General features: G+C 69.9%; 28 protein-coding genes and 1 pseudogene. 8 read left to right on the top strand and 21 right to left on the bottom strand.

The genetic code is table 11. The features are described 5' to 3' along the window. Positions 1-37: 37 nt before the first annotated feature. Positions 38-550: a hypothetical protein gene (locus ACEQ2X_RS17550; protein ID WP_370327139.1), complete on the bottom strand. Its 513-nt coding sequence runs from the start codon at positions 548-550 to the stop codon at positions 38-40. 357 nt (positions 551-907) lie between these two features. Here ACEQ2X_RS17550 and ACEQ2X_RS17545 point away from each other — a divergent pair, with 357 nt between their 5' ends. From ACEQ2X_RS17545 to ACEQ2X_RS17520, 6 genes are all read left to right on the top strand, one after another. Next, the gene (locus tag ACEQ2X_RS17545; RefSeq protein ID WP_370327138.1) at positions 908-1,315 is read left to right on the top strand and encodes an excisionase family DNA-binding protein; all 408 of its coding nucleotides are present in this window, start codon (positions 908-910) and stop codon (positions 1,313-1,315) included. Positions 1,316-1,330: 15 nt separating this feature from the next. Further along, complete coding sequence (locus tag ACEQ2X_RS17540; RefSeq protein ID WP_370327136.1) at positions 1,331-1,879, top strand: PIN domain-containing protein; 549 nt, start codon at positions 1,331-1,333, stop codon at positions 1,877-1,879. A gap of 203 nt (positions 1,880-2,082) precedes the next feature. Continuing rightward, complete coding sequence (locus ACEQ2X_RS17535) at positions 2,083-2,430, top strand: hypothetical protein (protein WP_370327135.1); 348 nt, start codon at positions 2,083-2,085, stop codon at positions 2,428-2,430. Next, on the top strand, positions 2,430-3,620 hold the full coding sequence (locus ACEQ2X_RS17530) for a peptidoglycan DD-metalloendopeptidase family protein (protein WP_370327134.1): 1,191 nt from the start codon (positions 2,430-2,432) through the stop codon (positions 3,618-3,620). The genes ACEQ2X_RS17535 and ACEQ2X_RS17530 overlap by 1 nt, the downstream gene beginning before the upstream one ends. A 355-nt stretch (positions 3,621-3,975) precedes the next feature. Then, complete coding sequence (locus ACEQ2X_RS17525) at positions 3,976-4,317, top strand: helix-turn-helix domain-containing protein (RefSeq protein WP_370327133.1); 342 nt, start codon at positions 3,976-3,978, stop codon at positions 4,315-4,317. A gap of 37 nt (positions 4,318-4,354) precedes the next feature. Further along, positions 4,355-4,546, top strand: coding sequence for a hypothetical protein (locus tag ACEQ2X_RS17520; RefSeq protein ID WP_370327132.1), 192 nt, complete (start codon positions 4,355-4,357; stop codon positions 4,544-4,546). A gap of 81 nt (positions 4,547-4,627) precedes the next feature. Here ACEQ2X_RS17520 and ACEQ2X_RS17515 read toward each other — a convergent pair whose 3' ends face one another. The 20 genes and pseudogenes from ACEQ2X_RS17515 to ACEQ2X_RS17420 all read right to left on the bottom strand — a co-directional run bounded on the left by ACEQ2X_RS17515 (position 4,628) and on the right by ACEQ2X_RS17420 (position 18,156). Further along, positions 4,628-5,221: a ubiquinol-cytochrome c reductase iron-sulfur subunit gene (locus tag ACEQ2X_RS17515; protein ID WP_370327131.1), complete on the bottom strand. Its 594-nt coding sequence runs from the start codon at positions 5,219-5,221 to the stop codon at positions 4,628-4,630. A gap of 84 nt (positions 5,222-5,305) precedes the next feature. Beyond that, a complete protein-coding gene (locus ACEQ2X_RS17510; RefSeq protein ID WP_370327130.1) occupies positions 5,306-5,641 on the bottom strand; it encodes a hypothetical protein in 336 nt (111 codons plus the stop codon). Between the two features lie 62 nt (positions 5,642-5,703). Continuing rightward, positions 5,704-6,011 (bottom strand): annotated as a pseudogene (locus tag ACEQ2X_RS17505) (sensor histidine kinase). A 62-nt stretch (positions 6,012-6,073) separates the two neighbouring features. Further along, a complete protein-coding gene (locus ACEQ2X_RS17500) occupies positions 6,074-6,541 on the bottom strand; it encodes a HAMP domain-containing protein (protein ID WP_370327129.1) in 468 nt (155 codons plus the stop codon). A gap of 47 nt (positions 6,542-6,588) precedes the next feature. After that, positions 6,589-6,792 carry a hypothetical protein gene (locus ACEQ2X_RS17495; RefSeq protein ID WP_370327128.1) on the bottom strand — a complete coding sequence of 68 codons (204 nt, stop codon included), beginning with the start codon at positions 6,790-6,792 and terminating at the stop codon, positions 6,589-6,591. Positions 6,793-6,855: 63 nt separating this feature from the next. Next, positions 6,856-7,071, bottom strand: a complete 216-nt coding sequence (locus ACEQ2X_RS17490; protein ID WP_370327127.1) for a hypothetical protein — start codon at positions 7,069-7,071, stop codon at positions 6,856-6,858. After that, positions 7,064-7,759: a response regulator transcription factor gene (locus ACEQ2X_RS17485; protein WP_370327126.1), complete on the bottom strand. Its 696-nt coding sequence runs from the start codon at positions 7,757-7,759 to the stop codon at positions 7,064-7,066. Before ACEQ2X_RS17485 ends, ACEQ2X_RS17490 begins: the two co-directional genes overlap by 8 nt. Before the next feature lie 40 nt (positions 7,760-7,799). Next, positions 7,800-8,144: a cupredoxin domain-containing protein gene (locus ACEQ2X_RS17480; RefSeq protein ID WP_370327125.1), complete on the bottom strand. Its 345-nt coding sequence runs from the start codon at positions 8,142-8,144 to the stop codon at positions 7,800-7,802. Between the two features lie 23 nt (positions 8,145-8,167). Next, positions 8,168-9,298: a cytochrome c-type biogenesis protein CcmH gene (locus tag ACEQ2X_RS17475; RefSeq protein ID WP_370327124.1), complete on the bottom strand. Its 1,131-nt coding sequence runs from the start codon at positions 9,296-9,298 to the stop codon at positions 8,168-8,170. Next, positions 9,295-9,837, bottom strand: coding sequence for a TlpA family protein disulfide reductase (locus ACEQ2X_RS17470; protein ID WP_370327123.1), 543 nt, complete (start codon positions 9,835-9,837; stop codon positions 9,295-9,297). Before ACEQ2X_RS17470 ends, ACEQ2X_RS17475 begins: the two co-directional genes overlap by 4 nt. Positions 9,838-9,887: 50 nt before the next feature. Beyond that, on the bottom strand, positions 9,888-11,882 hold the full coding sequence (locus tag ACEQ2X_RS17465; protein ID WP_370327122.1) for a heme lyase CcmF/NrfE family subunit: 1,995 nt from the start codon (positions 11,880-11,882) through the stop codon (positions 9,888-9,890). Continuing rightward, on the bottom strand, positions 11,879-12,310 hold the full coding sequence (locus tag ACEQ2X_RS17460) for a cytochrome c maturation protein CcmE (protein ID WP_370327121.1): 432 nt from the start codon (positions 12,308-12,310) through the stop codon (positions 11,879-11,881). Before ACEQ2X_RS17460 ends, ACEQ2X_RS17465 begins: the two co-directional genes overlap by 4 nt. An 85-nt stretch (positions 12,311-12,395) precedes the next feature. Next, a complete protein-coding gene (gene ccsA / locus ACEQ2X_RS17455) occupies positions 12,396-13,115 on the bottom strand; it encodes a cytochrome c biogenesis protein CcsA (protein WP_372530573.1) in 720 nt (239 codons plus the stop codon). A 23-nt stretch (positions 13,116-13,138) separates the two neighbouring features. Beyond that, positions 13,139-13,795, bottom strand: coding sequence for a heme exporter protein CcmB (locus tag ACEQ2X_RS17450; protein WP_370327119.1), 657 nt, complete (start codon positions 13,793-13,795; stop codon positions 13,139-13,141). Further along, positions 13,792-14,445 (bottom strand): ATP-binding cassette domain-containing protein, encoded by a 654-nt coding sequence (locus ACEQ2X_RS17445; protein WP_370327118.1) that lies wholly within the window; start codon positions 14,443-14,445, stop codon positions 13,792-13,794. Before ACEQ2X_RS17445 ends, ACEQ2X_RS17450 begins: the two co-directional genes overlap by 4 nt. Positions 14,446-14,598: 153 nt before the next feature. Continuing rightward, positions 14,599-15,474, bottom strand: coding sequence for a phosphogluconate dehydrogenase (NAD(+)-dependent, decarboxylating) (gnd, locus tag ACEQ2X_RS17440; RefSeq protein WP_370327117.1), 876 nt, complete (start codon positions 15,472-15,474; stop codon positions 14,599-14,601). A 97-nt stretch (positions 15,475-15,571) separates the two neighbouring features. Further along, positions 15,572-16,204, bottom strand: coding sequence for a class I SAM-dependent methyltransferase (locus ACEQ2X_RS17435; RefSeq protein WP_370327116.1), 633 nt, complete (start codon positions 16,202-16,204; stop codon positions 15,572-15,574). Between the two features lie 75 nt (positions 16,205-16,279). Then, positions 16,280-17,035, bottom strand: coding sequence for an alpha/beta fold hydrolase (locus ACEQ2X_RS17430; protein WP_370327115.1), 756 nt, complete (start codon positions 17,033-17,035; stop codon positions 16,280-16,282). 155 nt (positions 17,036-17,190) lie between these two features. Further along, complete coding sequence (locus tag ACEQ2X_RS17425) at positions 17,191-17,742, bottom strand: TlpA family protein disulfide reductase (RefSeq protein ID WP_370327114.1); 552 nt, start codon at positions 17,740-17,742, stop codon at positions 17,191-17,193. A 99-nt stretch (positions 17,743-17,841) separates the two neighbouring features. Continuing rightward, the gene (locus ACEQ2X_RS17420) at positions 17,842-18,156 is read right to left on the bottom strand and encodes a DUF2933 domain-containing protein (protein WP_370327113.1); all 315 of its coding nucleotides are present in this window, start codon (positions 18,154-18,156) and stop codon (positions 17,842-17,844) included. Between the two features lie 1,463 nt (positions 18,157-19,619). Between ACEQ2X_RS17420 and ACEQ2X_RS17415 the strand changes: the two genes are divergently transcribed. Continuing rightward, positions 19,620-20,393: a ferric reductase-like transmembrane domain-containing protein gene (locus ACEQ2X_RS17415; protein WP_370327112.1), complete on the top strand. Its 774-nt coding sequence runs from the start codon at positions 19,620-19,622 to the stop codon at positions 20,391-20,393. Positions 20,394-20,602: 209 nt separating this feature from the next. Further along, the gene (gene lnt, locus ACEQ2X_RS17410; protein ID WP_370327111.1) at positions 20,603-22,237 is read left to right on the top strand and encodes an apolipoprotein N-acyltransferase; all 1,635 of its coding nucleotides are present in this window, start codon (positions 20,603-20,605) and stop codon (positions 22,235-22,237) included. Positions 22,238-22,926 lie beyond the last annotated feature (689 nt).

Below are 22,926 nucleotides of genomic sequence, written 5' to 3'. Positions count from 1 at the left end.
ACCACCTCCTCTGCGGTCTGCGTAGCCTCGTCGGGTGTCAGCGGACGATCACTGACTGGATCTCCTTCACCGGGAACGTGGCGGTCTGCTGGCGGGTCTGCGTGCCGAGTGAGCCCGACAGACTGCCGAGCTCGGGCGCGAACCCGTCGTACGTGACCGTCCAGGTCACCGACATCGTGGCCGTGACCTCGTCGAGGACCTGCTGGTAGACGTGGACGCAAGCGCCCCTGGGCTCGCCTGGCACCTGGTCGTAGTACGAGGTGTTGGGGTCGTACGCCAGCTGGCTGGTGCAGGCGAAGGAGCCGCTGCCGTCACCTGGGTCGATCTCCAGCGCGCCGGGGGTGGCGGTGACACGCACCGAGATGGCGCCGTCGCTGGCGTCGGCGACGCAGGCGCCGGCGTCGAGACCGGGCCGGTCGACGTGGCCAACGGCGTCGCCTGCGCAGCCGAACCCGAGCAGTCGGGCGGCTTGGCGTCGCCGTTCGTCGGTGTCGAGGGCGGTCCAGCGGCGGGTCACGTCACCGAACGGGGCGGGGGTCGGGTCATACATCGGGCGCACCTTCTGGTCGGAGGTGCGCCGACCGTTCCCCTTGCCCTATGCGGAACTGATGCCGAACTGATGCCGGCGCCTATGCGGCCTGACTTTCTCGAAGATTTCTGCCCGTGGGCCTATGCGGCGCTCGATCGGGCTATGCGGACCGGATGCCGCGCGATGCCGGAGGTCGGACACGACATGCCTGGAAGTCAGACCTGCCGGGTGGAGGCCGAGGACTCGATGCGTGGCCGCTTGCCGGTCGGAGACCGTCGCCGCTGCCCCTCGAGTGGGACCGCCCCGTGGTGGCCGGCCACCTCCTCGCTACACTCGTTTCGTTGGATTCGTTCGATTCGTTCAGTGGAGGTGGCCCCGGTGAGCGTTCAGTCTGAACTGGAGCAGGCAGAGGCAGCAGCAAGCGCGCTTGCCGAGGGTCGGGTCGTCGTCATGCCACGAGGCCGCAAGGGTGAACCGGTCGAGGTGCCTGCGTCGGTCGTTCGAGTACTTGCCGAGGTGCTCGACCACGCCCGCCGGGGTGAACCCGTACGGGTCATCGCTGACGACGAGGAGATCACCACCCAGCAAGCCGCCGACCTGTTGAACGTGTCGCGTCCCTACCTCGTCGGGCTCGTCGACCGGGGTGAGATCCCGTCACGCAAGGTCGGCACCCGGCGCCGGCTCAAGCTCTCCGACGTGCTTCTCTACCGGGAGGTCGATCAGGCCCGGCGCTTGGAGGCCGTGAACGCGCTCGCTGCCGAAGCTCAAGAGCTGGGGCTGTACTGATCCATGTCTCGCCCGGTGGCGTTGCTGGACGCCAACGTGGTCTACCCGGCGCGACTTCGGGATCTGCTGATCCGCCTCGCCATCGCCGGGTTGTATCAGGCGCGCTGGAGCGAGCAGATCCTCGACGAGTGCTTCCACAGTCTCATCGAGGACCGCCCAGACCTGAGCGAGGAACAGCTCGCGCGCACCCGCCGGCTCATGACGACGGCCTTGCCTGACGCCATGGTCAGCGGCTACGAGACTCTCTCCGAGGAACAGGATCTGCCCGATCCTGGCGATCACCACGTCCTGGCCGCGGCCCTGACTGCCGGCGCGGCGTTGCTCGTGACCGCGAACCTGGATGACTTCCCCGCCGAACAGATGCCCACAGGGCTGTCTGTCGTGTCTCCTGATGGATTTGTTCTCGCTCTGATGAACGACGATCTCGACACGGTGGTGGAAGTCGTCGCGGCGCAGGCCGCTGCGCTCACTAACCCACCGATGACGACGTGGCAACTCCTCGACGGTCTGGAAGAGGTTGGGCTCGTTCGGACGGTTGCACAGCTCCGCAGCGCAGTCAGCTGAACGTAGCGCACAGACCGCTCCCGGACTTCTCGTTCGATGTCCTGTCCCGCGCTGGACGTCACAAGCCGCCTCCCCCGAGGGCCATTCCCTGAGTGACCTCGACACAGGGACGCACCAATGCATCGCGAGATCCACGCGGAACCCTCGCCACCGTCGCCGTCGCCACCCTGACACTCGCCGGCTGCACTCCCAGCACCACGACCGTGGAGGGCAGCCCGCCCGTCCGCCAGGTCGCAATCGCGAGACTGCCCGAACAGCCCGCCCACGATCCCGAGCTGCCGCTGGACCATCCACCAGGCCCGATCGACCCCAGCGATCCGGCGGCGGTCGCCGTCGCGCTGATCGCCTCCGGGCTGGCCGAGGAGGGACTCGAGGTGATGGACCTGGGCGTCGAGACCCTTCTCGCCTCTCCGGATGCCGTGACCGTCCGGGTCGCGGCCGCCCACCTGGCCGAGCTCGCATCCGCGCCCCACACGTCGGTGTACGAACTTCACCTCACCCGTGAGCCCGGCGGGACCTGGCGTCTGGTCGGCTACCGGCAGGCCCACTGATGCGCCGAGCGCTGGCTGCCGTCGTCGTGGTCGTGCTCGCGCCGCCGCTCGGCCTGATGATGAGCACCAGCACCGGGACCGCCGGCTGGCCCGCTGGCTTCGATCCTGCCCCACTGACGGGCGAGATCCCCGAGCCGATGCTGTCGGCCTATCTCGACGCGGCCGAAACCTGGGAGGTTGACTGGGCGCTGCTCGCGGCAGTCGGTAAGTTGGAATGCGACCACGGCCGCTACCGGGCGCCCGGCTGCTGGCCGCCCGGCACCATCAACCAGGCCGGGGCGCGCGGGCCGATGCAGTTCCTCGGCTCCACCTGGCGATCCTCCGCCGGGCGCTACGACCTCGACGTGGCCGGCCCGCCAGCCCGCGACGGGCAGGGCTACGGCACAGACGGAGACGACGACGGCATCGCCGACCCCTGGAGCCCGTTGGATGCGGTCCACTCCGCGGCCCGCTACCTGGTCGCCCTCGGCGGCCGAGACGACCCGCGGCGGGCAGCCAAGAGCTACAATGCCGGACCAGCCAACACCAACCCCACCGCAGGGGAGAGCTACGCCACCCGTGCGCTCGAGCTGATCGCTCACTACCACCGGCTCGCCGGTGCCGGCGGGCCGGGAACACCGACGGTGGCGGTCGTGCAAGATGGATACGCACTGCCGTTCGACCCCGCCGGGCTGCATGCGGTCACCAGCGAGGCATCGCCCCCTCGCGACCCTGAATGGCAACTGGTGAGACCGCATCACTCCGGTCGGGTCGGCATCGACATCGCTATGCCAGTCGGCACGACCCTGTACGCCCTGGTGGACGCCGAAGTCGTCTGGGCCAGCGATTCCGGCAACTGCGGCTACGGGTTAGCCATCCGCAACGCCGACCAGCACGCCTCGATCACCTATTGCCACCTGTCAGCCATCAACGTCAGCGCCGGGCAGCAGGTCGCCGCCGGTCAGCCGCTTGGCCGTTCAGGTGGCCAGCCCGGAACCGCGGGGGCCGGCAACTCGACCGGCCCGCACCTGCACCTGCACATCGACACCCCGGCCGGCCGCCGATGCCCCCAAGCCCTGCTGCTGGGGCTCTGGCGCGGCTGGCCCGTCCCCACCATCGCCGCGCTGCGCACCTCCGGCTGCACCTACACCAGCGTCGCCCCGCCACCCCAGTCGCCCGTCCCAGTCCCGCCCGACCTGCCTATCCCGTGACGGGTGGTCCTCCGGGGGGGGGGGTCACACCTCCACCAGCTCATGAGCAACTCCCTTCGGCAGCGCGGCCAAACCTAGTGCGCTGGGGCCGAGACGGAAGGGGCGACGACCGTGGTCCAGAAATGCGGCACCGACAACCTCCACCACGACGACTCTGACTGTGACCACGTGGGGGTCAAGCGGATCGGCGGCATCCTCCGACAGCTCATCGATGCGCGCGGCTGGCCGCCGCTGCCCGTCACCACGCACATCGAGGGCAACCGCCCCGGCGCAGAGGGCGACGACCCCTGGCACGGCGTTGCCTGGCCCGACCCCCGCGATCAAGTGCCCTTCGGTCGCGTCATAAGGCGATGACATGGATGTAACAGGGAAGTCGCGTGAGCGCCACGCCCGCCGCGTGAACCTACGCGAAGCGGCGCGGCACGAGGTCCTGGAGCCCGTCGCCCGAGTCACCTCCGACGGGAGTACAACCACCCTCCTGACAGCCGCGCAGGTCGCGGAGCGTTGGCAGGTGCCCGTTAGGACCGTCTACGCCTGGGCGAAGCGGAACGCCATGCCTCACTACCGCGCCGGCAGGCTGCTGCGCTTTGACCCGGCGGAGGTCGAGGAGCACTTCCGAAGTCACGGCTTCGCCGACGAGGTCGCCGCCGACCCCGAGCGTCCCGGCGAATCGGCCTTCACGCTCTTGAACGCGTAGACGCCTCCTCGCGTCTGACGGCATCGACGGTCGGCCGATGCAGGTGCTCAGGTTCGTGCAGCCCGATCTGCCGGCCTGGTTCCGGGTGTGGGTCGAGCCCGACAGCGGACCGATCAGACGGCTGCGGATGCTGGCCGAGGGACACCTGATGGTCCAGGACTACACGGCCTACGACGGCCCTGTCGTCGTGGAGGCACCACCACCACACACCGTCATCGGCCGTCGATGATCCCTGCCTGATGCTTGAAGCACCGCCGCTTGGCATCGGCGGTTTCGCCATGCATGGACATGGAGACCGCCAGCCGGCTGTCTACGTGCAGTGAGAGCCGGCGGGTGGCTGCCCGAGCACGTTGGTGCCTCGGCTGGGGCCGGTCACGATCTGACTGGTGTTGACGTACACCTCGCCGTTGCGGACTTCGGTGGGGAAGCGGTCCAGGCCACGGGGTGCTGGGCCGAACCGGTACTCGCCCCACCGGTTGTACTGCGACCCATGGCAGGGGCACTCAAACCAACTGGATGACGCGCACCAGGGCACACGGCAGCCCAGGTGGACGCACTTCTGGTACAGCGCCATCACGGGTCCGCCACCGGTGACGTCGAGGTAGACCCCGTCAGGATCCTGGGCCGCATCGTAGCGCACCATGTAGAGGCGTCCGGCGGGATACTCGAATCGGCCGCCACCCTCCTCGATGGCGGTGCGGAGGCCCTCAACGGTGCCGAGGTGGATCTCAGCTCCGAACCCGCCGCCGAGTCGGGGCCACAAGAAGCCGATGCTGGCCAACCCGAAGGCGCCAAGGGTGCCGCCCATGCCGAGCAACCAGGAGTTGCGCAGGAAGGTCCGGCGGTCAGGGCCAGTCCGTGCTCTGCGCGTCGGTCGTTCGGCGGGTGCTGCCCGGGCGTCCATGTCGCCACACCTTCCGCTCGATCTCGGGGTGGGACCGACGAATCTACTACTATATGAAGTCGTAGACCAGCGGCTTTGCGCTCCTCAGCGCATGGTGCCGTTCATCATGGACGATCCCATCATCCCGCGCATGCCGTTGCCGTCGGCGCGCTGCATCATCTGCTCCACCTGGGGCGCCATGTCGTCCATCGCCTGTGCGCAGTGCGCAGCCATCTCCTCCACGTCGACATCATCCATCTCGGACATGTGCGAGCCCATGCCACCAGATCCCGTGCTCGCGGAGCGGTCCTGTGCGGCGGGCTTGGCGAGGCTCGTCCCTGCGCCGAGGCCGGCGCCGACGAAGGCCACCGCCATCAGCGTGGCAAGCAACAGCGTTCGGATGGGAGTCATCATGGTGGGGTTCTGCGTGGTGTGTGTCATGCCCATACCTTCCCCGGCCCCTGCGGGCACCGCGTGAAGGGCGTGTGAAGATGTGATGGAGATCAGCGCGACAGTGGGAGTTGTACGAGGACGACAGCGCCGCGACCTTCCTCGTTGTGGACGGTGACCGCGCCACCGTGTGAGCGGACGAGCTCGGCCACGATCGTCAAGCCGACGCCGTGGCCGCCGACCCCCGCGGCGTTGCGCCCGCGCCAGAAGGGTTCGAAGATGTGGTGCTGGTCATCGGCTGGGATACCCGTCCGGTGTCGGCGATAGACAGCTCGGCATGCCCGTCGCGCGGTCGAACCGACAGCGTCACCGTCCCGCCCTCGGGTGTGAACTTCAGGACGTTGGACAGCAGGTTGGTCACCACCTGACGCAGACAGTCGGCATCGCCGTGGACGTCGACGTCCTGCAGCACCGACCGCAGCGTCACGTCACCGCTGGCGAACAGCGGGTCGAGCGCATGCGCGGCGTGCGCTGCCACGTCGGCCAGGTTGGTCGGGGCCAGGGTGAGGCTGAGGTCGGCCCCTTCGGCCGCTGACAGCGACTCCAGACCGCGACGTTGCGCGTCAGGCGCAGCACCTGCTCGTGGAGGGCGGCGAACGCATCGGACGAAGGCTGCTCGACGCCGTCGATCATCGCCTCGACGGTCGCCTGCAGGACCGCGATTGGTGTGCGCAGCTCATGGGCGACCGTGGCCGCGAACTGGCGGCGCTGACGGGCGCGGCGGGCCAGCACGTCGGCCATGCGGTTGAACGCCGCGCCGACCTCCCCGATCTCACCCGCAGCCCTGGCGTCGGCTCGTGCCGTGGGATCGCCCGCTCCGAACCGCCGGACCGTCGTCGCGAGGGTGCGCAGCGGCAGGGTGATCCGCCGGGCGACCAGCAGTGCCGCCACGAGGGCGAGCAGTGCGGCAACGAGTGAGCTGAGCAGTGCGGTGCGGCTCAGCGCGGCCAGCAGCTCCGCCTCGCGGCCGCAAGCTCCTCGGCCGGGAACCGCAGCGTCATGCTGCCGATCCGCACGCCGTCGACGATCAATGGCACCTCGCGGGAGTCGCCCAGCGGTCTGGGATCGGCGGCCTGCATGCCGGCCATCATGTTGTTCATCGCCAGACCCGAATCGGCGACGGGGGTCCCGTCGGCATCCACGACTTCCAGGGTGGCCCTGGCGGCGGCGGCGAGCGTGACTGCAGGGGTGAGGTCCGCATCCGCTCAGCCGTCTGCCGCGTCGTAGGCCTCGTGCAGCGCGACACCGATCAGGTCGGCGGTATCGGCTCTGTCCTGGGCCGCGAATGAGGTGACCTGCGCGCGTGCGGCGAGGAACGTCAGCAGCGCCACGACGGCGATGGCGGCCAGCGCCACGGCGATGAAGACAACGGCGAGGCGGGGGAGGAGGCCGATCGGTCGGGGGACCGTCGGGTCACCCATCCGCGCACAGGCCGAACCGGTAGCCGACACCCACAACGGTCTCGACGATGGTCGGTGCCCCCGGGTCGTGCTCGACCTTGCGACGCAGGTTCTTCACGTGCGTGTCGATGGTGCGCTCGTAGCCGGCGAACTCATAGCCGCGGGCGTCGTTGACCAGTTCCAGGCGGGAGTACACGCGCCCGGGAACCCGTGCGAGCGCCTGCAACACCGACCATTCGGTGGGGGTAAGCTCCACCACCTCGCCATGTGCCCCGACCTCACGACGTTCGTCGTCCAGGATCAGATCGCCACCGCCGTACGACCGGCGCGCAGGGACCTCCTGGGCAACGCCCCGGCGCAGTACCGCGCCCACCCGTAGGACCAGTTCCCGCGGGCTGAACGGCTTGGCGACGTAGTCGTCGACGCCGAGCTCCAAGCCATCGATCCGGTCCTCCTCGGCAGCTCGGGCCGTGAGCACGATGATCGGTACGTCGGACTGTCGGCGCACCTCGCGGATGAGGGATTCACCTGATACGTCAGGCAGTCCGAGGTCGACGATGAGCAGGTCGGGTGTGCCGTGGCGCCACAGGTCCAGCGCCTCCGCACCCGAGTCGGTCGTCAGCACGCCGAACCCGTCGCGTTCCAGGTAGCCGCGCACGAGTTCGCGGATCTTCGGCTCGTCTTCGACGACGAGGACCAGGCGAGTCACGGTGAGCCTTCCGCGGTGAGTAGTTCCAGTAGGCACTGGCTCAGCTGCCGACGCGGAGGGTTGCCTCCATGCCCTGACGGCGGTGCCCCGGCAGGGTGCACCACAGGTTGAGCGTCTCCTCGCCTGAGGCGTTAAGCCGGATGACCGTCGACGCACCGGGGGGCAGGACACTCGTCGCGCGCTGGACGTCGCCGCCGGCTACCCGGAGGTCATGTGCGGTGGCGCCCGCGTTGGTCACCTGCACCGTCACCACGCCGTCGACGAGTCGTTCCGCGGATGTCGCGATGGCGAAGTCGGTTAGCCCGACATCGATGGTGTCGGCCGCCTGCACCGCGTCGACGGGGACGGGGCCTGGGGTGCAGGCACTGGCGAGCAGCACGGCCACGCCCAGGGCTGCGGTCCGCCGCATCAATCCTGCGGCTCCAGCAGTGACCGGGCCAGCGGGATCCCGGGGTGGTCCGGCGGGGCGGCGTTCAGGTACCGCTGGAACGTCTGCGGTGCCGCCGGGGCTCCCTCTGCCGCCATCGCCAGGCCGAGCAGCAACAGCCCGTCCGGCTGGTCGGGCCGCTGTTCCAGCACGGTTCGGGCGTGCTGACGGGCGCCGACGGTGTCGCCGGCCTGCAGCAGCCTGGCCGCCAGCTCCAGTCGTGCTGGGATGTCCCCGGGATCCTGGGCCACCGCCGCATCCAGGGCGGACGCCTCAGCGGCGACCGCCGGTGCCGACGCGGCCCGGGGAAGGTTGCCCGTCGGCAGGTCACCGGGTCCGCGGGGGGCGAGGCTCAGCAGCAGCACTCCGGCGATGACGGCAAGGAAGACGGCCGCGCCGCTCGCCCACGCCCACCGGCGACCGAACCCGCCGCTGGCCGCCGTTGCCGGCCGCTCCGGCGGCGGACGTGGCGCAGCGGCGACCTGGGCGACGTGCGCCTCGCGCCGCTGCGCCGCCAGCGCCGTTGCGATCTGCCGCCGCGCCTGCTGGTCAGCCCCGGACGCGACTGGGCCGGCGGACTCGTCGGTGACCGACCGTGCCAGCTCGAGCGCGGCTTCGAGACGGTCGCCGGCCGGGGTCTGCGGCAGCGCGATCTGACCTTCGGCGTACAGCTCCGCCAGGTGCGCGCTGTGCTCCAGGTCGTCGTCGGGCACCGTCACGGCTTCGGCGCGTCGGGATCGGCCGAACGCGAGGCCGACGCCGCCGGCGACACCGACGACCGGCAGCGCCCACACCAGCCATCCCAACCCCGATGACGGCGGGGACAGCAGGATCCAGTCGCCGTAGCGCTGGACGAAGTAGCCACGGATCTCCGCGTCGGTCCGCCCGTCGGCCAGCTGCTCGGCGATGATCGCACGCATGCTCTGGGAGATGGGCGCGTCGGAGTCGGCCACCGACAGCCCCTGACAGGTGGGACACCGCAGCGTCACCGCGATCGCGTTGACCCGGTCCTGCGCCGTCATCGGGGCCGGCTGCACCGCCTGCCACAACCCCGACCCGGCCAGACCCAGCAGGATCGTGGCCGCCGCTGCCACGAGCAGGCGGCGGGTCACCGGCCCTCCAAAAGCGGTCCGACGGCCTCGACGATCCAACCCTCGGTCAGCTCACCAATCCGCTTGGCCCGGATGCGGCCGTCGACGTCGACGACGAACGTCTCGGGCACGCCGAAGGTCCCCCACTCCACCGCCCAACGCCCCTCGGGATCCAGCACGCTCGGATAGGGCAGCGCACCAAGTTCGTCCATGAACGCCCGGGCGTCCGCCAGGCTGTCCTGGGTGTTGATGCCCACGAACTGCACACCAAGCGGCGCCAGGACACGGGCCGCCTCCTGCAGCACCGGATGCTCCCGGCGGCATGGCACGCACCACGACGCCCACACGTTCACCACGACGATCTGGCCGGCGTGGTCGGCGAGGTCGAAGGTGCCGCCCTCCATGGTGGGGCCCCGAAGGGGCGGGGCGGGCTGGTCCATCAGCACCGTGTCGACGACCGTCGGGGCACGGCCGAACCCCGTGCCCAGCACCGTCACGGCCGCCACAGCCAGCACCAGCACGACGGCGAACCACGGCCAGCGCCGCCTCCTCGGGGTCACGGGTTCCTCCACATCGGCCGCCTGCACGTCGGCACCGTCGCAGGGTTCGGTCACGTCGGAACCCCCTGCGGCTGGCTGACGGCGGTCGGCGTCGGGGACCGGTCGGAGCCACGGCGGCCGGGCCAGGCGGCGACGACGGCGCCCAGGACCATGACGCCGGCGGAGACCCACAGCCACAGCACCAGCGGGCTGATGATGAGCCGGATCGTCGCCTCGGTGCGATCATCGTCGACGGAGGTGATGAGCAGGTAGGCGTCCTCTGCCAGGCGGGTGCGGACCGACGGCGTCCCGATGGCCTGGGTGGCGGCCGGGTAGAAGCTGAGCGCCGGCGCGTACACCCCCAGGTCACGTTCCCCGTCGGCGATGGCCACCTGCGCGGTGATGCTCATCTTGCGGTCGGTGCGTCGCGGGGTGATGCCCTCCAGCGTCGCGGTGTAGCTGCCGACGGTGAAGGACTCCCCGACCTGCAGCGTCTGCTGACCTTCGGTGCTGTAGGAGGAGGAGGCGGCGATCGCGATCGCGGCCATGACCACGCCGGCGTGGACCACCAGTCCGCCGTACAGCCGCCGCCGGCGCAGGAGGGTGGCCGCCAGCGCCCGCAGCGGACGCAGGTCGGTGCTCGCGCGTGTGGCCTGCCAGCCTGTCACCACCCGGTCGATGATGGTGCCCAGGACGAACACGCCCAGGCCCACCGTCATGACGGGCGCGATGCCACGCAGCCCCGCGGCGCCCATCCCGGCGATGGCGAGCAGGCCGACGGCTGTCGGCAGGGCGAGTCGCCGGCCCAGGCTGCGGAGGTCCGCCGCACCCCAGGGCACCAGGGGGCCGATGCCCATCAGCACCAGCATCGCAAGCGCCAGGGGGATGGCCATCCGGTTGAAGTAGGGGCTGCCGACGCTGACCCGCTCCCCGTTGACCGCCTCGACCAGCAACGGGAACACGGTGCCGATCATCACCGTGAAGGCCAGCCCGACGAGGATGACGTTGTTGCCGAGGAACACCGACTCGCGCGACAGCGCCACCTCCATGCGCTCGACGGGCCCCAGCCGGTCGGATCGCCAGATGAACAGTCCCGTGACGGCGACGAACACCACGGCCAGGAACGCCAGCAGCGCCGGGCCGATGGCGGATTGGGAGAAGGCGTGGACGCTGGCGACCACACCGCTGCGGGTCAGGAAGGTGCCGAGCAGCACCAGTAGGAAGCTGGAGACGGCCAACGACAGGTTCCACACCCGGAGGGTGGCGCGGCGCTCCTGGACCATCACTGAGTGGATCAGAGCGGTGGCGGTGAACCACGGGAGGATCGAGGCGTTCTCCACCGGGTCCCACGCCCAGTACCCGCCCCATCCGAGGACCTCATAGGACCACCAGGCGCCCAGCATGACGCCGGCGGTGAGGAAGGTCCAGGCGGCCAGGGTCCAGCGCCGCGTGGCGATCAGCCACCCCCGTCCGGTCCGGCCGGTGATCAGGGCGGCGACGGCATAGGCGAAGGGGACGGTCAGCCCGACATAGCCGAGGTAGAGCATGGGCGGGTGGATGCCCATCAGCGGGTGGTCCTGCAGCAGCGGGTTGGGCCCCGGCCCGTCGGTGGGGACTGGGGAGACCGGGTGGAAGGCGTTGCCGGCGAACAGGGCCAGCCCGAAGAAGAACACCGCCACTGCGCACAGCACCGCCATGGCCCACGGGTGCAGCGTCAGCGCCCGCGGGTGGACGTGGCGCATCACCAGCACCGCATAGCCCGACAACACCAGCAACCACAGCAGCAGCGATCCCTCCAACGCCGCCCACAGGCTGATGACGGTGTAGTACAGCGGCACGGCCCGGGCACCGTTGTCGGCGACGTAGCGGACGCTGAAGTCGTTGGTGACCAGGGCCCACACCAGCACCCCGCAGGCCGCCGCGGCGGCCGCCAACATGACCACGGTCAGCCGTCGGGCACGGCGGTCGAAGCGGCCGTGGCGGGCCGCGAACACCCACCAGCCGGTCGCGGCGATGGCGGCCACGAACCCGAGGGAGAGGGCAGCGGTGCCGAGGAGATTGTTCACCGGCGGGCCCCTGCAGAGTAGGGCGGCGGCGTGTCGTCTTCGCCATCGGGGGCGCTGTACTCGTTGGAGTGCTTGACGATGAGCAGGTCAGAGCGGAACACGCCGGTGTCGTCGAGGGATCCCTCGACCAGCGCGCCCTGGCCCTCCTGGAACACGCCAGGCGGGTCCCCTCGGTGCACGACGGAGACCTGGCTGACGCCGTCGGTGAGGACGAAGTGCACGTCCTGCCCTCGACGTGCCACCGACCCGATCTGCACCAGACCGCCCAGCCGCAGGCGGCCGGCGTCCGCCGACAGGGTCGTCACCTCTGAGGGGCTGCGGTAGTACACCAAGCTGTCGTCCAACCCCGAGGCGGCCAGGAGGCCGATGGCGGCGACGGCCATGACGGCGACCAGCAGCAGCCGGACGCGTGGGCGGACCGTCATCATCGGTCGCCCCTGACGGTCCACCAGGCGTACGCCGCCCACACTGCAATGGTGAGGCCGTAGCCGGCCACCACCCAGATCCACCCGTTCACCGCAAAACCTTCCTGGTGACGGTCAGCTCGACCTGCGGCCGCTGCGGACCATGGTCGATCCGCGTGGCGGTGGGTTGCCCGGCGCTGTCGTGGTCGGCCAACACCTGTACCCGGCGCAGGTGGATCCAGGTGGCCGCCAGGGTGAAGGCGGCCACGCCGGTGAGCAGGGCCGCCAGCATCAGCGGGTGGATGTCGGCTGCCGGGCCGCCGGGGCGCAGGACGGTTGGGGGCTGGTGCAGCGTCCGCCACCAGACCACCGAGAAGTGCACGATCGGGACGTTGACGAATGCGGCGACGCCGACGACGGCGGCCCGCCGGGCCCCGGCGTGGGGGTCACCGCCGCGCCGGCGGATGCCCAGGTAGCCGAGGTAGACCACCAGCAGCACGACGGTCGTGATGAGGCGGGGTTCCCAGGCCCACCACACGCCCCACACGGGTCGCCCCCACAGGCTGCCGGTCACGATGGCCAGGCCGGTCAGGCCGACCCCGAGCTCCGCTGCGGCTTGGGCGTGGCGGTCCCACCGCAGCTCTCGGCGCAGCAGGTAGCCGACGCTCGCCAGCAGCACCACGGCGAAGGCGAGGTAGGCGACCCAGGCTGAGGGGACGTGCACGTACATCAGGCGCTGGGCCTCGCCCTGTACCGCGTCCGGGGGCGCGAGCGCCAGACCGAGGACGGCGGCGGCCGCACCGGTGACGCCGGCGGCAGCCCCCAGCACGCGTGTGGCTCCAAGGGACACGTTCACTCCTCAAGCAATGTCGGATAGACCGCCCAGGCCACCGCCAGACCAGCGAGGTCATAGGCCCCGAGCAGTGCGAGCCATGGTCCGGGATCGACCCCAGGCATTCCCGCCTGGGTGCCCGCGAGCAGCGCCGGCAGCCCGGCGGGCAGGATCAGCGCGGCCAGCAGGCCGCCGCCACCACTGCCGCTGCCGCCCGTGGCGGCGGCCGTGCCGTAGACCACGACCGCACCCGCCAGCCCCAGAGTTCCCAGCACTGCGGCCGGCAGCGCCGCCGCCGCAAGCTCGGCGTCGAGCACCACGATGGTCAGTGCGGCGGTGAGGGTCCAGGTGCCGGCCAGCCACAGCCAGGTGACGGCCAGCTTGCCCCACAGCAGCGCAGCGGGGCCGACCAGCCCGCGCAGCAGGTCCCAGCAGCCATCGTGCTGCTCGACCTCCGCGACCGTGCGCGACAGCGGGGACGCCAGCAGCAGCACGACGAGCCAGGGCAAACCTGGGGCGACGGCATCAAAGACCGACGGGACGGGGCCGAATGCCAACCCGGCCAGCAGCACCCCGGCCACCGCGAACGGGCCCACCACACCGCTGAGGTGGCGGCCCGACGCCTCGATGACCAGGTCGCGGCGGGCAACGGCCAGCGCCATCGCCAGGCCGGTCATGCCGCCCCCGTCGGTGACGAGGAGACCAGGCGGACCTCGGCATCGCAGTGCCCGTCCAGCCAGCGACGGGCGTGCGTGGCGACGAGGACGGCGCACCCGCGACCGGCCAGCACCTCGATGACGGTGCCGGCACAGCGGCGCGACGCCTCGTCGAGGTGGGCGTCGGGTTCGTCCAGGCAGGCCACTGCAGGGTCGGCGGCGACCACCACCGCGAGCGCCACACGGGCCCGCTGACCGGCCGACAGCTCGCCCACCCTGCTGCTGCACAGCTCCGCCAGTCGGGTCACCGCAACGGCCTCGTCCGCGTCACCACCGCCGAGGGATGCGGCGAACGCCACCGCCTGACCGACCGTCTGGGCCGGACGCGCGCCACCACCCGCCCGAGCGTACAGCGCCGGCGTCCGCCCGCGGCGGACGCCACCGGACGGCTGCAGCAAGCCCGCGGCGATCCGCAGCAACGTGGTCTTGCCCGACCCGTTGGACCCGGTGACAGCGCAGACGGTGCCCGGTGACAGGCGAAGGGTGAGGGGTGCGAGCGCCTCGACGTGCCCGTAGCTGCGTCGCACGCCCTCGAGCGCGAGCGCGAACGCGTCGTCTGCGCCCCTGAGCGGGACGTGGGCTGTGGCGGGGGTCAGGGGGATCGTTGGCATGAGGTGGCGCACGGGTCGCAGTTGCGTGGCTGACGTCAGCCGAGTTGGTCAACTATGCGCGGTCGTAGTGTAGGGCGGTGCTGGGCCGGCCGCGAACCGTGGAAGACGACTGGGTGCGCGGGTTCAGCCGTCGGTCGTGATGTCGGGGGGCGGTCATGACGCCCGCATCCCGTGGCCGCCGAATCGGTTGCGCAGCGTCGCGATCGCCTTCATGGCCGGGGAGTCCGGCTGCCGGGATGCGAACCGGGCGAACAGCGCCGCGCTGATCGCGGGGACCGGGACGGCGTTGGCGATCGCCTCCTCCACGGTCCACCGTCCCGCACCTGAATCTTCCGCGTATCCGCGCACCGAGGCCAGTCCGGGGTCATCGGCCAGAGCGTCGGCCAGCAGGTCCAGCAGCCAGGACCGCACCACGCTGCCGTGTCGCCACACCTCCAGCGAGGCGTGCACGTCGATGTCGAGGTCAACCGCGGTCAGCAGCTCATACCCCTCTGCGTAGGCCTGCATGAGTGCGTACTCCACGCCGTTGTGAACCATCTTCACGAAGTGTCCGGTGCCGGCCGGACCGACGTGCGCGAAGCCGTCGTCAGTGACGAGCGCTTCCACGATCGGTCGTAGGTGGTCGATGTCCGCCCCGTCACCGCCGGCCATGATGCAGTAGCCCTCGCTCAGTCCCCACACGCCGCCGGACACGCCCGCGTCAACGAAGCCGACGCCCAGCCGCGCGAGCAGCTCAGCGTGGCGCATGGAGTCACGGAAGTGCGAGTTGCCGCCGTCCACGACCAGATCCCCATCAGACAGCAGTCGCGCCAACTCCTCGACGGTGGCGTTGGTCGGCCCGCCCGATGGGACCATCAGCCACACGACCCGACGTGCTTCACCATCCAAGGCCGCCACCGCCGCCGCCAGCGAACCGACATCGGCCCGGTCGGGGTCACGGTCGTAGCCCACCACCTGGTGGCCGGCCCGTCGCAGCCGCTCGGTCATGTTCGCGCCCATCTTGCCAAGCCCGACCATCGCGATCTTCATGTTCGTGCCTTCGGTAGGCCGCTGCTCCACGGCGTGTCGATCTTGACCTCGCATCGTCGCAGGGCGGACAACCGGCGATGACGTCGTTGGCGGCCGCTCACGATGAGGCCCTGCGTGCAACGCCGATCACATGTGGCGCCGGTGGCAGCGGGATCCGCGTCTCGGGGAAGCGGAAGGCCGCGATGTCGTCGATGACGAAGCCGGCCGCTTTGATCGCGGCCACTGTCCGGCGACTGGTGTGGCAGCCCCCAGCCAGGTATGGCCACACGTGATCCACCGCACGTTGCACCGATGCCAGGCGCGGTTCGTGTGCACGTACGTACTCATAGAAGCGCAGCTCTCCACCGGGTTGCAGGATCCGGTGCAGCTCGGCGAGCGCCACCGATTGGTCTGGCACCGAGCACAGCACCAGCGACGCGACCGCGGCGTCAACGCTGCCGTCAGCCGCAGGCAACGCGTCGGCAAGACCGTCGACGACGGTGATCGGGACCGCAGCGGACTGCGCAGCACGTATCGCTGCGCGACGCAGCCGCGGCTCCGGCTCCACGGCAAGGACCCCATCGACGCCCGGCGGGTAGTGGGCGAAGTTCAGGCCGTTGCCGGCGCCGACCTCGATGACCCGGCCGTGCAGGTCTGCCAGCAACCGCCGGCGATGCTCAGCGTTGCCATGCTGTTCCATGCGGCGGCTGAGACGCTCATAAACCCGGGCGAATACGGGGTGGGAGACCATTGAATTCCTCTTCATCCGAACGGCTGCAGGTTCGGCGGTGCGAGCGTGCGGCGTGCGGCGGGGAGCTGTCGGCCGTCAGGACTGCACGATCCGGGTGAGTGCCCAATCGGGGTAGGCAGCCGGTAAGTCGTGCCCGGCGGTGGGGTGCCGTGCGGTGTCCACACAGTCGTAGACCGTCTCCAGCTGAGCGGTACGGGCGGCCACGGGGACCGGGTCATCGGCCCCGTCGGCTAGGAGCATTGGGACCCCCCGGGCATCGAGTTCGCCGATGGCCGCTTCCCAGTCACCGCGGATGATCAGGCCTTCGATCCCGCCGAGGTAGGCGTCCCACGTGTGCAGGACCCCGTGGCGGGCCAGCCGCACCGGCCACTGCGGCGACACCGCGGTCCACAGCCACTGCGCCGTGCTGCGGTACTCGCACATCAGTGCACAGCTTCGCTGCGCGATCCTGGTGTTCAGCGCGAAGAACCGCTCCAGCGTGCCGATCTCGGCGATGTGGCGCTCCGCCTCTGCACGATCGGCGTACAGCGGGGCGCAGAACGCCACGACCCGCACCGTCTCTGCACGCCGGGCTGCCCAGTGCAGGGCCGCCAGCGTGCCCATGGAGTGTCCGACCACGGTCAGTGGCCGGCCATCGAGCCTCAAGTCGGCCAGCATCTCGTCGAGCGCGTCGAGGTGGGCCTCACGGGAGAAGTCCGTCCGGCTGACGTCCATCGAGGCGCCGAACCCGAGCAGATCGGGGACCACGACCTCAGCATGGGCCGCGAGGGCGTCGTAGCCGCCGCCCCACCAGTCACCAGAGGCGGTCAGACCGTGCAACAGCACAACCACTCTCTCCCGCTCGCCCGTGCCGAGCCGTCGCACCGCCAGCGGGCCGGCCAGGGTGCGGCGGCCCGACGGTGGCGTCCAACCTCGCACCGCCGGGGAGGTGGTGTGCCGCCACATCCACGTCGCAGCCGCCGATGAAGCGACGGCAGCGGTCCGCCTCATCCCGCCGGTCCGGACCGAACGTCCAGGTGCCGTGTCAGCAGGTCGCGCAGCTCGGCGGCCTCGATCGCGCCGGTGTGTCGATAGACGATCTTGCCCGCTTCGTCGATCAGCAAGGTGGTCGGCATGCCGAACCCGCCAACCTCGGTGAAGTACTCGGCCAGCGGATCACGCGCCTGATCGTAGGTGACGTCCAGCTCTTGGAGGAACTCGAGCGCATTCTCCTCGTTGTCCTGCACGTTGATGCCCAGGAAGGTCACCTGGCCGGCAAGCTGCCGGCTGGTGTCGCGCAAGACCGGCATATCGGTGACGCATGGTCCGCACCACGTCGCCCAGAAGTTCACCAGCATCGGGGACCCCAGGTAGTCGGACAGGTCGACGTCCGCGCCCGGGCCGAGGGAGGGGAGGACCTGTGCGGGCAGAGACGTCGGCGCGTCCTCCCCAGCCGATCCCAGCCCACCGGTGAGCAAACGATCCTCCGCGAAGACGGCCCCCACCCCGCCATCCCGTCCGAGGCCGGCGAGGACGCCCACGCCGACCGACACGGCCACCAGCACCACCGCCGCTGTGAGCCGCCATTTCCGTCGGCGGTCGACGTGGTCCGCGACCGGCGCTGACTCATCGTTGAGAAGACCTGGCGACACGCCGGGTCACACCTGCGGCTGGCGGCGGCTCTGCAGCTGTGCGGCCACGGCTGCCTGCTGCGCCTCAAGCTCGCGGAGTCGACCCTCCAAGACCGCGTCTGAGGCAGCAGGGACAGCCCCGTCGGGCGCCTCGTCCTTCTGACCCGAGCCGGGCATCATCATCTTAATCATGACCACCATCGACAGCGGACAGATGGCCAGGAACAGCAGCGGCAACGCCGCGACCAACCACTGCGGAGCGAGCACCCAGATGCCCACGGCAGCGGCGGCCAGCCCGGCCATCACCCTGAGGTTCAGGCACATCTTGAGCAAGTTCATCATCTAGATCTCCAGCCGTCGGACAGACTCACACCCATCAAGTTACTATATCTCGTAGTAACTCATGCTCAGTGGGACGCCCAGAAGGCCACAGCAGGTGAGTGAAGGGCCGACCACGCTGACGCTGGGACCCCCCGCCACCGTCGATCGTGCGGCGGGCTCCATGGGAGCGGTCGCGCTAATGTGCTCCTCGCTCTCGAGCGATGCGATGATCACTGCCACGTCGTACGTCACGCGGTGCGCCGCTTGGTGCTCGGCCGCCATGCAGCGCACGATGGCGGACGAGACGCAGTGATCACATACTACTGGTCGTCATAGACGGCCGACGACTGTCGGTGTCCTCGGTGGATGGACAAACGACGGACAGCAGCGCGTTCCGGGGCGGGTCGGTGATCGCGGCCGTGGTCGCCTGGACGATCGCGTTGTTCGCCCCGTGCTGGCATCTCGGTGATGCTGCCGGCGCACTTCGTCGGCTCGCTGCAGAACCGTCGGGTCATGACAGCGATGACGTTCGTGTTCGCCGCCGGGATCGCCACCGTGATCATGCCGATCGCACTCGGCGCAGCGGCGCTGCGCCAGCTGTTCCTCACCGAGCACAGGACGATCTACGTCGTCGACGCCAGCCAGATGCTGCTCGCCGTCTTCAGGTTGTTGGGCGGGCATCACGCTGCCGATGACGGACATCGGGCGGCAGCGGTCCGTGAACGGTCTACACGCTGGGGGTGTTCTCCGGTGCCGCCAGCCGATGCTGTGCCTTGGCCGCCTGCGCGGCACCGGGCCCGATCGCTGAGAGCGGGGCGGGGCTGGAGGAGGCGACGGTGGCCAACGCCGTGGGAGGCGATCTATGAGGCCAATGTGTCTGCCACGGTGGGTCGGAGGGAGGCACGATCACCGACCCTCCCCCGCGACACAATCAGGCGGGCCACACCTGGCCAATGCCGACTGCGTCCTGCTGGAGATCATCGCCGCCGGGGCGCCCGATCGGCCCGGGCTGCCCGACGACGTCCCGACGATGTCACCCTTCGCCGAGGAGTTGGACGCCTACGACCGCCGCGCGGGTCCTGGAGTTCATCAGGGTCCTGGTGGACCGAGGAGCAGCGGGCGTCCCAACGACAGACCATCGCGCAGATCTGCGAGGCACCCTCCAGCTGACCTCGATCAGATGAACGCCTCATCGCGCCACGAGCCCACGGCACACCGGTGACTCCACACGGCAGCCCCTTCAGCCATCCAAACCCATGCATGAGCAATGGCTGCGCCACCTTCGTCGACACGACCTTGACAGAGCTACAGCCGCTAGTCGACCGTCGACGCGTCGCAACCCCAGGCCCCGGCAGGGAAGTCGACCCGCCCGGCCGGCCGGCACTCGTCGAAACCATCAGGTACAGTCTACGGCGTTGCGTAGTAGCACTGGTGGGCCTGGAGGTAATCCTATAGCGGCGCGGACGAGGAGAGACATCACATTCATGCGCCATGCAGCGGTTGCGACCGCCGGTGGTACCGCACTCGCCCTGTTCTGGGCCTCGCGTCCAGGGTGGTCGCCCGACATGCGCCTATGGAAGGCCGTGGGCGACGCCGCACTCGTGCTGTTGCTCGTCACAATGGCAGTGGGCCCGCTGGCTCGACTGTGGCGGCCCGTCGGGCGGGCACTGCCCTGGCGGCGGGAGACCGGCATCTGGTTCGGGGTGCTCGCCACCATTCACACCGTGCTCATCCTCAATGGCTGGGCACGCTGGAGCGTTCTGCGGTTCCTCGGGTACGAGCTCGTTCCCCAGCTGGGGCGAACCGCGCGCATGGAGCCCGGCTTCGGCTTGGCCAACCTCGTCGGTCTGGTGGCACTCCTGTGGGCGGTGGCCTTGGCAGCGACCTCTTCCGACTACGCATTGCGGCGGCTGGGCCCATCAGCGTGGAAATGGCTGCATAACGGCGCCTACGTGGTGTTCTACCTCGTCGTCCTCCACACGGGTTACTTCCTGTTCTTGCACTACACCGCATCGTTCCACAAGGAAGTCCCGCCACCGGACTGGTTTCGCTTCCCCTTTATCGTCGGGGTGGTAGTGGTCGTAGCACTGCAGATGGCGGCCTTCGCAGGGACCGTGCGCAGGCGCCGTGACCGCCAAGGTGGGCCTGGACGTGATGAACAGATCGGCGCCGAGGTTGCTGCCGCTGGCCGCTCGCGTCCGTCCGGGGTGCGATCGCCTCAGATCCGGACCGCTGCTACCCGCCGACGAAGTCGGTGAGCTTGACCACGCCCCCAGGCTATTGCCGGACGACGACACATCTTGGTCGTACGTGAGGTGGTCCGGTTGCGCCGCGCCGTCTTGCCCCCCGCGGCTTCTTCGCAGCGGTGGTGTTCGCCTTGGTCGGTCACCTCTTGATGCAGGGACCACCGGATTGGATGGCGTCCACGCACCCTCTGCACCCGAGGTTCGATCCACTCCAACGGCACATGAGCAGGATGCTGCGAACGCTCGTTGTCTACCGGCGGACCTCCAGCGTGCAGCCCGATGACGCGCGCAAACCAACTGCTGCTCCGTCCGCCACAAGATGGGCGTCAGCCGGACCCGTGCTGGCGCTGGCCGGAGGACTGCTCACGTCTGCCGCCTTCCGTCCGGCGGGGCTGGCCGTGCTCGGGTTCTCTGGGATGGTGGCAGGGACCTGGGCGCTCCGACGCGCGCGCGGCTGGCGCGCGGGTGCCCTCGTCGGATTCCTGTACGGGGTGGGATTGTTCGGTTCGTTGCTTGTCTGGAGCCTTCGCTTCGGCATTCCCGCGTACGCAGCGCTGGCCGGCAGCCAAGCGCTGTTCAGCGCCATCCCCGGGGCGTTGGCCGGTTCGGCTTCGAGAGGGCGGTTGGCATGGGTCACGGTCACTGCCGGGTCATGGACACTGGCCGAGGCAGCACGGGCGCGGTGGCCCCTCGGCGGGTTCGAGTGGGGTCAACTCGCGCAGTCGGCCGTGGACCTGCCGGTGCGCGCGGCGGCGGCCGTCATCGGTTCTGTCGGCCTATCAGGGCTGTTGGTGGCCGTGGCGGCTGCGGTAGTCGTGGCCACCGAGCGCGGACGGCCCTCACGGCGCCTTGCGCCGCTTGCCGTTGTGGCGACGCTGCTGGCTGGCATGACGGGGCTCGGGTTGCTGCCGTGGACCGCGCCGAGCGGCACGCTTGAGGTGGCGATCGTGCAGGTCGACCCTCCGTGCCCCGGGCGGACGGCCGTGGATTGTCCGGGTGAACAGGAGGCCAACCTCGAGCAGTTCATACGCTCTTCGGCCACCCTTCCGGACAGTGTCGACCTGCTGCTGTGGGGCGAGGGCGCGCTCAGCGGCCGTTCACCGGCCGACGCCGGCCAAGAGGTGGTCGACCGGATGGGCGCGCTGCCCGCACCGTTGCTTGCCGGCGTCACGTCACCGACAGGCCCGGACGGGTTCTTCAACCGCAACGTGCTCTACGACCTTCAGGGCCGCATGCTCGACAGCTACACGAAACGTCACGCAGTTCCGTTCGGGGAATACGTGCCCGCTCGCAACGTGCTGGGCGGCATCGGTGATGTCGGCCGGCTGGTCCCACGCGACATGGTGCGAGGAACTGAGCCTGGTCGGCTCGCCGCGTCATCTGGACCGGTAGGCACCGTGTCGTCATGGGAGCTGTCATTCTCCCGTGACGTCCGAGACGCCGCGGCAGGCAGCCACGCCGTGGTCACGCTGACAACGCAAGCCACCTACGAACGTGCCCAAGTGTCCGACCAGCTCCTCGCCATCGCGCGCCTGCGAGCCGCCGAACTGGGCAAGCCGATGGTCATCGCGGCCACAACCGGCCGCTCTGCGCTTCTTCCCGCCGGCGGCGGCGACGGTCCGGCGACGCGCTTGTTCGGCAGCGATCGACTGATCGGCTCGGTCACCCTCACCACTGGGCGCACGCCATTCGCCGTCTTCGGCCAGGCGCTCCCCGTGCTGCTCGCCGTCGCGGTCACCGGTGGCGCAGTGCTCGGATCTCGGGACTGCGAAGCAACAACGCGGCTACGAGGTATCCGGCTGCACCGACCAGTACGGTTACGGTTAGCAACACGATCTTCGGCGCACCGGCGGTGATCGGCGTTCGCCAGCCACCCGACCATCAGTGCCACCGGCGCTGCCGCCGCCACTGCCCGCCCGAAAGCACCGGAATGCCGGCGAACAACCCCGGTCGTGGCTCCTGTAGAACGGGGCTCAGGAGTGCGCAGCCGACTTCCTAGGACAACAGGACATAGGCGCCGGCTTCCGATCGCACGGATAGCCGTCGTACCACAAGAGCGGGGGACGCTCCAGGGCTGGAGGCTGCCCTCCATCAGTGGTGAACACCAGCCACTGGCTTACCACGCCAGGCTCGGGGGCCGCAGCCATCAACGACGGCAGCGGTGTCACCGGAAGCAGCTCGACGATCGGCTTGCCGAGGACGAGATAGGCCGAGAGCCGCCCCCGGGCGTTCACGATCATCTCGCACCGGGCGGTCGCGCCCGGTACGCAGTTGGCCGGCACACAGCCGACGCGTTCACGACGCAATGTAGTAGTCTAGCGGCCTTGATGGAGCACAAGTCGTCGCTCATGGTGTGGGGAACCTTCGTGCTGCCACACGTCTTCATCGTGCTGCTGCTTGCCTCCCTGCTCGTCGCCATTGGAGTTCCCCCGGTGCAGCGGACACCGTCGGGTCAGGCTGCGAGGGGCATGGTAGTGGCGGTGGGGGTGTGTGCAGCTTCGTAGTCGGCGGGTGATGTCTGGTCGAGGGCGGAGTGGCGCCGCTG

Source organism: Euzebya sp., from assembly GCF_964222135.1.
Taxonomy (GTDB): Bacteria; Actinomycetota; Nitriliruptoria; order Euzebyales; family Euzebyaceae; genus Euzebya.
Note: the sequence above shows the minus strand (reverse complement) of the source record. Positions and strands in the feature narration are given on the sequence as shown.